We start from the raw sequence: 3,045 nt of genomic DNA, 5'->3' as shown, positions 1-3,045 counted from the left end.
GATCACATTACGCTTGTTTCAGGGTTAGTTGCCACTCCCTTCCGCCATGGAAATAAGGAGAGGGCGGAAGCATTCTTCTTGAGAGGCATGTCTCAAGCAATGAGACGACTCGCTGAACAGGCACACCACGCAATCCCCATTACAATATATTACGCGTTTAAGCAATCGGAAACCCAAGGTAAATCAAGAACTTCTTCAACAGGCTGGGAAGCTTTTCTCGGTGCGGTGGTAATTCTACTGTAATAGGAGTTACGCAGTAGTAGACATCGGCACAGGTTGCGCCACCCGGGCCTGATCCCTACGATCGGGCCATGAGCCGAGCCAAATGCTGCGACGAGGACTACATCGACTTCCTGATCGCCACGCCCCGCGTCGCCAGCTGCTGCGAGGCGGCGCGGAGCGGGCCGGCGGGGCCCGACCCGCCCGCCCACGACGCCTATACCCGCCTACTCCACCGCCTCGAGCCCGACCCCGAGACGCTCTGGCGCGAGGTCGAGCCCCTTCTCGAGAAGGACCAGGGCGTCCTGATCTTCGACGACTCCACCCTCGACAAGCTCTACGCCAGGAAGATCGAGCCGGTCCACCGCCACTGGTCGGGCAAGCACCGCAAGGTGGTCTGGGGCATCAACCTCATCAGCCTGGTCTGGTCCGACGGCGACCGCGTCCTGCCGCTCGACTACCGGCTCTACGACGCGCCCAACGACGGCCTGACCAAGAACGACCACTTCGCCGCCATGCTCGCCGAGGCGGCCCGCCGCGGCTTCCGCCCGCGCGCCGTGCTCTTCGACAGCTGGTACGCCAGCCTGGAGAACCTCAGGCGGGTGCGCGACCGGGGCTGGACGTTCCTGACGCAGCTCAAGAGCAACCGCCGGGTCGACGTCGATCGCGGCGGCTACCGGCCGGTCTCGCAGGCGGCGATCGGGCCGGGGGGGCGGGTCGTCCATCTCGAAGGGTTCGGCCCGCTCCGCGTGTTCAAGGCGGTCTCCCGAGACGGGGACGTTGAATACTGGGCGACCAACGAGCTGGGGATGGACGAACTGGGCCGGCAGGAGCTGGCCGAGCGGATCTGGGCGGTGGAGGAATACCACCGGGCGCTGAAGCAATGCTGCAACGTCGAGCGCTGCCAGGCGCGGTCGGCCCGGGCGCAGCGGAACCACGTCGGGATGGCGATCCGGGCCTTCGCCCGCCTGTCGTGGAACTTCTATGCCACGGGGGTCAGTTGGTACGAGGCCAAGGCCGCACTCGTCCGCGAGGCCGTCCGCGCCTACCGAACCTGCCCCCGATACCGGATGCCCGCTACTGCGTAACTCCTATGTCAGTTAGTACTGCTTTGTGGGATGGGAGCTCCTGCATAGAATAGGAGGAGGAACCCCATCATGCGCGTCCTGCAAGCACCCACGAAGGCGCTGCCGGAACTGGCCCGGTTCCTGGAACCGTTCCACGTCCACTTCGCTCGCAGCGAGGGCCCCGCCGCACTGGAACGCTACCTCACCGGCCTCTTGACCGAGCAGCCCAACAAGAATTGCGACACCATCGCCCAGGTCGTCCCCGGCACCTCCGAGCAGCGCCTCCAGGGCCTGCTCACCGAGATGGTCTGGGACCAAGACGACCTCAACGGCCAACGGGTCCGGCGGATGCTCTCCCTGCCCACCGAGGGCGATGCCGTCCTGATCTTCGACGACACCGGCTTCGCCAAGCAAGGTAAGTGCTCCGTGGGCGTCCAGCGCCAGTACTCCGGCACCCTCGGCAAGCGCGGCAACTGTCAGATCAGCGTCAACTGCCACTACGCCGAGAAGACCGTGGCCTGGCCCGTGGCGATGCGACTCTATCTGCCCCAGCCGTGGGCCGACGATCCCGTCCGCCGGGCCAAGGCCCACGTCCCCGAGGAGGTGACCTTCCAGACCAAGCCCGCGATCGCCCTGGCCTTGCTCGACCAGGCCCGCGCCCTGGGCATCCCGCACGCCTGCGTGACGGCCGACGCCGACTATGGCGACAACCCCAACTTCCTGGATGGTCTGGACATCCGCAAGGAGCGTCACGTGGTCGCCGTCCGCTGCGACTTTGCCGTGGCCGTGGAGCGGGAGGCGGCCCCCCAACGGGCCGACGCGGCGGTCGCCGCCCAGGGCCAGCGATCGTGGCGGACCATCCACTGGCGCGAAGGCAGCAAGGGCTGGCTGGGCGCACGCTTCGTGGCGGCCCGCGGCTGGCGGGTGCGGGGGGACGGCACGCGGCGGATCGGCTGGCTGATCGGGGAGGATAGCGCCGACGGGAAGCGGCGCTACTTCTGGAGCGACTTCGGCCCGCACACGGCGCTGGAGACGATGGTGGAGTATGCCCACCGGCGGCACTGGGTGGAGCAGTATCACGAGGAAGCGAAGGGGTTGCTGGGCTGGGATCAGTACCAGGGGCGGCTGTGGTCGGGCTTCCACCGGCACGCGGCGAGCGTGATGCTGGCGTACAGCTTCCTGGTCTGGCGCGAGTGGCCGCAGCGTCAGGAGCGCGCCCGCCCGGGACGCCCGCGGCGGGCTTTTTCCCCCTCGGCCGGACCGACGTCGTGCGTCCCTGCCGGAGGTGCATCGCCAGGTGTGCGACTGGCTCCGGCTCGAAGCGGCCAAGGAGTTGTTGTCGCGTGAGCTCAGGAGCGTGCCAGAGCGGGCACCTGCCTAACTGACAAAGTAGTATTAGGGCCGGACGAGGCGGCGCACGGCGTCGAGCAGAAGGGGGTCGTCGGCCTCGGGGACGGCGCGGAGGTCCAGCAGCAGCGCACCTCGGTGGAGGCGGGCCACGACGGGCGGGTCGCCCGCCCGCAGGCCGCGTGCCAGGTCCGACTCGCCGGGGAAGGGGCCGGGGAAGGGGGGCGTGAGCCGGACTGCCGACGACGGCAGGGGCTCCGCCGGCACGCTCCCGCCGCCGACCTGCGCCGAGGAGTCCGCCGCCTCGGCTGCGACGCCCAGTGACGAGATCGCCGAGGCCAGCCGCCCGGCCCGGTCGCGCAGGCGGTCGCTCGGGGTGGCGAGGAACAACCAGAGGGGGATGCGGAGCGAC

Annotated in this window: 4 protein-coding genes; 3 read left to right on the top strand and 1 reads right to left on the bottom strand. The window is 68.4% G+C overall.

Annotation, left to right across the window (positions count from 1 at the left end; genetic code table 11):
* The 3 genes from VFW71_07990 to VFW71_07980 form a co-directional block, all read left to right on the top strand.
* Positions 1–243 (top strand): hypothetical protein (locus VFW71_07990; GenBank protein HEU5002703.1); only part of this gene is annotated, 243 nt, incomplete at its 5' end.
* A gap of 68 nt (positions 244–311) precedes the next feature.
* A complete protein-coding gene (locus VFW71_07985; GenBank protein HEU5002702.1) occupies positions 312–1,307 on the top strand; it encodes a transposase in 996 nt (331 codons plus the stop codon).
* A 69-nt stretch (positions 1,308–1,376) separates the two neighbouring features.
* The gene (locus VFW71_07980) at positions 1,377–2,633 is read left to right on the top strand and encodes an IS701 family transposase (protein ID HEU5002701.1); all 1,257 of its coding nucleotides are present in this window, start codon (positions 1,377–1,379) and stop codon (positions 2,631–2,633) included.
* A 48-nt stretch (positions 2,634–2,681) separates the two neighbouring features.
* Here the strand turns inward: VFW71_07980 and VFW71_07975 are convergent.
* The coding region (locus VFW71_07975; protein HEU5002700.1) for a hypothetical protein at positions 2,682–3,045 on the bottom strand (364 nt) is incomplete at its 5' end.

The organism is Actinomycetota bacterium (assembly GCA_035765775.1).
GTDB lineage: Bacteria > Actinomycetota > CADDZG01 > JAHWKV01 > JAOPZY01 > DASTWV01.
The sequence above is the reverse complement of the archived record's forward strand: the minus strand, read 5'-3'. Positions and strand labels throughout refer to the sequence as shown.

Excerpts from the sequence above, each read along its gene's own strand:
- VFW71_07985 (HEU5002702.1), top strand. The coding sequence starts at position 312 with ATGAGCCGAGCCAAATGCTGCGACGAGGACTACATCGACTTCCTGATC.
- VFW71_07980 (HEU5002701.1), top strand. The coding sequence starts at position 1,377 with ATGCGCGTCCTGCAAGCACCCACGAAGGCGCTGCCGGAACTGGCCCGG.